The sequence below is a fragment of the Frankia canadensis genome (assembly GCF_900197875.1).
Taxonomy (GTDB): Bacteria; Actinomycetota; Actinomycetes; order Frankiales; family Frankiaceae; genus Frankia; species Frankia canadensis.
Genome location: NZ_FZMO01000270.1, coordinates 1 through 4,898 on the forward strand (window position 1 = coordinate 1; position 4,898 = coordinate 4,898).

Annotated in this window: 5 protein-coding genes; 4 read left to right on the forward strand and 1 reads right to left on the reverse strand. The window is 72.8% G+C overall.

The window, feature by feature from the left end; genetic code table 11:
- Positions 1-818, reverse strand: an 818-nt coding sequence (locus tag C1A33_RS20255) for an ABC transporter ATP-binding protein (RefSeq protein ID WP_243407751.1), incomplete at its 3' end; no start/stop codon positions are given.
- A gap of 178 nt (positions 819-996) precedes the next feature.
- Here C1A33_RS20255 and C1A33_RS20260 point away from each other — a divergent pair.
- From C1A33_RS20260 to C1A33_RS20275, 4 genes are all read left to right on the forward strand, one after another.
- On the forward strand, positions 997-1,899 hold the full coding sequence (locus C1A33_RS20260) for a hypothetical protein (protein WP_101833014.1): 903 nt from the start codon (positions 997-999) through the stop codon (positions 1,897-1,899).
- A gap of 241 nt (positions 1,900-2,140) precedes the next feature.
- Positions 2,141-2,374 (forward strand): hypothetical protein, encoded by a 234-nt coding sequence (locus C1A33_RS20265; protein ID WP_133150751.1) that lies wholly within the window; start codon positions 2,141-2,143, stop codon positions 2,372-2,374.
- A 332-nt stretch (positions 2,375-2,706) separates the two neighbouring features.
- Positions 2,707-3,108 carry a hypothetical protein gene (locus tag C1A33_RS20270; RefSeq protein WP_243407752.1) on the forward strand — a complete coding sequence of 134 codons (402 nt, stop codon included), beginning with the start codon at positions 2,707-2,709 and terminating at the stop codon, positions 3,106-3,108.
- 173 nt (positions 3,109-3,281) lie between these two features.
- A complete protein-coding gene (locus C1A33_RS20275; protein WP_101833016.1) occupies positions 3,282-4,040 on the forward strand; it encodes a dienelactone hydrolase family protein in 759 nt (252 codons plus the stop codon).
- Positions 4,041-4,898 lie beyond the last annotated feature (858 nt).

Genomic DNA, 4,898 nt, shown 5'->3' on the forward strand with positions numbered 1-4,898 from the left:
GGCCGTGACGGGACGGGCGGGGACGGGGCGAGCGGCGGCGGGGCGAGCGGGTCGAGCTGGCCGTCGAGGAGGTGGATGATCCGCCGGGCCCCGGCGGCGACCTGCCGGTCATGGGTGACGAGCAGGATCGTCTGGCCGCGGTCGTTCAGGCGGTGGAACAGCTCAAGGATCTCCGCGGCGCCGGCCGAGTCGAGGGCGCCCGTCGGCTCGTCGGCGAGCAGCACTGTCGGGTCGCCCGCGAGGGCACGGGCGATCGCGAGCCGCTGCCGCTGCCCCCCGGACAGCGCCGCCGGCCTCGCCTCGGCGCGCTCCAGCAGGCCGAGCACGTCGAGCAGCTCGCGGGCGCGCTGCACCGACGCCCGGCGTGACAGCCCGGACAGACGCGCCGCGAGCTGCACGTTCTCGGTGACGGTCATGGCTTCCAACAGGTGGAAGAACTGGAAGACGAGGCCCACGTGCCGGCGGCGCAGCCGGGCGAGCGCCGTCGCCGACAGGTCGGCCAGCGGCGTGCCGGCCAGAGTCACCGTGCCCGCGTCGAGGCGGTCAAGCCCCGCGACGACCCGCAGCAACGTCGACTTTCCGCTGCCGGACGGGCCCATGACGGCGACGAACTCGCCGCGACGCACCACCAGGCTGACGCCCCGCAGGGCGTGCACGGCCGCGCCGCCCGCGTCGAACACCCGCTGGGCCGCGACCAGTCGGATCACCTCGGCGTCCGCTGGAGGGCTGGCCTCCGCGCCCGAGTCGGCAGCCGCGCCGGCGGCTGTGCCCGTGCCCGCGGCTGTGCCCGTGCCCGCGGGCATCGCGGCGTCTTCCATGGCCCGATTCCACCCCGATCGTCGAGCCGTGCACAGACGGCCACCATCCGTCCGGTCGGTGGTGGTGGCATCCCCTCGAACGCGCAGGTTGCCACCGTCGCCGGACTCGTCCCTCGACACGCATCGTTACTGACGCCGCCGACCGGGGGCCACCATCACGAGAACGAGGAACATCATCATGGACTCTCTGCGTACCTCCAGCCGGCACGGCGGGGGCATGGCCGACCGTGGCCGGTACTCCGAACCGCACGGCCACCGCCCGCCGGCCTCCGACCGGTTGGACGACCGGTTCGACGACCAGATCGAAGGGATCGGCGACAGGGTCGACGACGGGATCGACGAGCGGTTCGACAAGCGGTTCGACAAGCGGTTCGACGAGCGGTCGGACGGGCGCGGTGGCGAGCCGGACGGCGCGTCCGGGGGGCGGCGCGGTGCCCACGCCACTCGGCGGGCCCGCTGGCCCTGGGCTGGTCTGGTGGCGGCGGTCGGCGGCGCGGCCGGCTCGTTCGTCCTCGGCTGGGATCCAAGCGAGGAGGCGACCAGGGCGGGCAGCGCCGCGATCATCGCCGAGGCCACCGACCACCGGCACGCGATCATGATCGGGGCATCCGTCGGCTTCGCCAGCGTGCTGGCGCTGCTGGTCTTCACGGCGGGATTCGGCCGGCTGGCCGCGCGGCGCGCTCCTGACAGCATCGCCGTGACCGCGATGCGGATGGCGTTCACCGCGGCGCTCGGCTGCCTGATGTTCAGCTTCGGTCTCAAGCACGCCCTCGCCGGTGGCATCCCGGGTGGCATCGACGCGAGCTTCTACACCAGGACGGACGTCGAGGTCCTCGGCCTGGTGGTCAGCCAGATGCAGTACGCCGCCTGGTGGGGAGTGATCGCCGCGGCGGCCTGCGCCGCCGTGCTGGCGCTGCGGACCAGGGTGCTGCCGCGGTGGTTCGGTGTCGTCAGCGCGGTGCTCGCCACCGTCTCGATTGGCGCCACCCTCGCCGTCGGCCTGCCCTACTCGGCCGGGCTGCTCGGGCCGGTGTGGCTCGCGGCCGCCAGCGTCGCCGCCCTGCGTACCTCCGACGCCTAGAACCGCGGCGTCTCGAGTTGTGATCTTCGTGTCGCTCTGTCGCTCTGTCGCTCTGTCGCGGTGGCGGGTCGTGGCAGCGTTCTGACACCTTCACGGCGGCCCGTGTCGCGAACAGGGTGACAAACTGGACGCGACAGGCGGGGTTCGCGACACGGTGCCGCTGACCCCGTAGGCGCTTCCCCGCTACGGGAAGTCCGCCCCATCCTCGGTGTTCGGGTCGACGCCACCGCCATTGATGATCATGGAATCTCGGTGGTGCGGCTTCAGCGGGACGGCCCGGCGCCGGGAGGTCCTGTTCGGCCGCCAGACCGCCGCGGACTGGGCCTCATACACCGTGACGGCGACCATCGGGGACCTCGGCAGGCTTCCCGCGCCCGCCGCGTCACCCGCGTCCGGTGGGGCCAGCGCGTCCGGTGGGGCCAGTGTGTCCGGTGGGGCCAGCGTGTCCGGTGAGACGGGCGTGTCCGGCTCCTGAGATGACCTAGCCGGATACCATAGGTGGCACGAAGATGACACTGGCAGGAAGTCCGGGGGTCACAGTGTGATCTGTCGGCAGGGTGACCGCCGAAGTGCCTCCCATGTGAGGGTTCATCCCGCCAAACTGGGTACGTGCTTCGCATGGCTCGACACAGTCGTCCTCAGGCCTCCCGTCACCGCGCCCGCGTCCGGGTCGCGCGCCGGGTGGTCCTGCCCGCAGTCACCCTCGTCACCGCGGGAGTCGTCACCGTGGGAACCGCGTTCGCCTGCCCTGGCTCGTCGGCCCCGTTGTCCTCGACGACGACAGCGTCCCCGAGAAGCGGAGCCGTCGTGGCCACATCCGTTCGTGAGTCGGACACCGTCCCCCCGTCGGCCGCCGACGCCGCCGCGATCGTGCGGGCGGTGAAGGCCAGCCCGTACACCTCCGCCGTCCCGGCGAACCAGTACGAGGTCACCGGCACGGTGCTCGCGAGCAGCGACCCGACCTGGGCCTACACCGAGCTGCACCCGACGGTCGAGGACGTCGACCGCGCCGAGGGCGTGCTGCACCGGGGCACGGGCGGCTGGGAGCTCGTTCAGCTCGGCACCTACGAGCTGGGCTGCGGCGTCGCGCCGGAGGCCGTGCTGCGCGACTTCCGCCTCGCCTGCCCGCCGCCGGACGCCGCGCCCGAGGCCGACGCCCCCGCCGCGCCGGACGCCGCCCCCGCTACCGAACCGGCCCGTTCCGCCTAGCGCCTCGCTCTCCCCGCGCCGCGCCTCCCCGCGCCGCGCCTCCCCGCTCCGTCTGGCCCACGCGGCCCGCCGCCGATGCCTCCACCGGCGCGTTGGAGGATGCTGTTTGCTGTCAAGGGCCCGTCCCGGCTGGTCACGCCGCCGGGACACCGACACAGCGGGAGGCGAACCGAGTGCCTGTCACTCCACTCGAGATCCGTACGGCCGACGGCGTCATGGACGTCTACCTGCACATCCCGGACGACGCCCAACCCAGCGAGGCGGCGCCGCTGCCGGTCGTCATCCTCTACCCGGACGCCGGCGGAGTCCGGCCGGTGATGCAGGAGATGGCCGCCCGGTTCGCGGCCGAGGGCTACGCGGTCGCGCTGACGAACTACTTCTACCGGTCCGGCCGGCTCTCCTTCGACCTGGGAACCGTCTTCGGTGATCCGGACGAACGGGCCCGACTGATGGCCATGCTCGGCGAGGCGTCTCCCGAGGGTGTCGTGCACGACACCGAGGCGCTGCTCGACGTCCTGGCCGAGGCCGGGAACCTGCGCTCCGACCGCGTCGGCGCCGTCGGATACTGCCGCGGCGGCCTGATGGCGTTCACGATGGCCGGCGAGCTGCCCGAGCGGATCGCCGCCGCCGCCTCGATCCACGGCGGCGGCATCGCGACCGACGCCCCGACCAGCCCGCACCTGCGCGCCGGCGCGATCACCGCCGGCCTCTACTTCGGCGTCGCGGAGAACGACCGCAGCTGCACCCCCGAGCAGCGGGACATGCTCGTCGCCGCGCTCGAGAAGGCCGGCGTCCGCTACGAGCTCGACGACGTCCCCGCCGGCCACGGCTTCGCCGTCCGCGACCACACCGGCGCCTACGACGAGGCCGCCGCCGAGAACCACTTCGCCAAGGTCACCGCCCTGTTCGCCCGCGAACTCCCCCGCGCATGACCGCGTGCCGCTGCTTGTAGTCGTCCGGATCGGACCGGGAGTCCGGCCCCTCGCGAGCTGCGTCTCCCGTGGTTCTCGGCCTGGTAGGCCGCACGGGAGATCGTGCGGCGGATCCCAATGGCCGGCTTCCCACCCGCAGAGCCGGCCGTCGGCGCCTGTCCGCTGCAGGCGTTGCGTGGGAACGGGAGGTTCTGCCAGTTTCAACGGGACGAATCGGACAGGGAGCCATGTGAAAGTGGCACGTCGAGGCCTTCCCCCGCGCCGGCGCGGAAAGTGCGTCCCACCAGGTGAAACGCAGGAGGTTCCAGCCGAGGCGGACCAGGTCGTTCTGACGGGCGCGGTCGCGATGCGGGGCCGCCGGCAGGCCAAGGGGGCCGACCCCGTCCGCCTCGACAGCTAGGCGCGCGCCCGGCCAGGCGAAGTCGACGCGGGCCACCAGCCGGCCGCTGCGCGGATCACGCACCGGCCACTGCGTCTGCTCGGGCAGCAGGCCAGCGTCACCGAGAAGCAGGCGCAGCCGTGTCTTCACGCCGACGCGGACAGCCACGGTTCGCCTTCGAGCTGTATGCCTTGTCCGCAAGCCCGAGGTCGGGCTGGGCTGGGTTGGGTTCGCGGCCGACCCGACCCGCGGCGACCGGGTCCTTTCCCCATGCGCCCGGGCCTGCGTCGAGTCCTCGCACCTTCTAGGTGATCAACCCATTGACGCCCGCCACGGCCCGCTGCGCGCTTTATCCACAGCCGGGCCGCCGTGTTCCAGCTGTCCACAGATTCAAACACTTGTTCGACAGTCCGGGCTGCCCGATCTACGGTCGTAGGTTGCCGGGTAGTGTCCACGCCTAGAGGGGCCATGATCCGCAC

Excerpts from the sequence above, each read along its gene's own strand:
- C1A33_RS20260 (WP_101833014.1), top strand. The coding sequence starts at position 997 with ATGGACTCTCTGCGTACCTCCAGCCGGCACGGCGGGGGCATGGCCGAC.
- C1A33_RS20265 (WP_133150751.1), top strand. The coding sequence starts at position 2,141 with ATGGAATCTCGGTGGTGCGGCTTCAGCGGGACGGCCCGGCGCCGGGAG.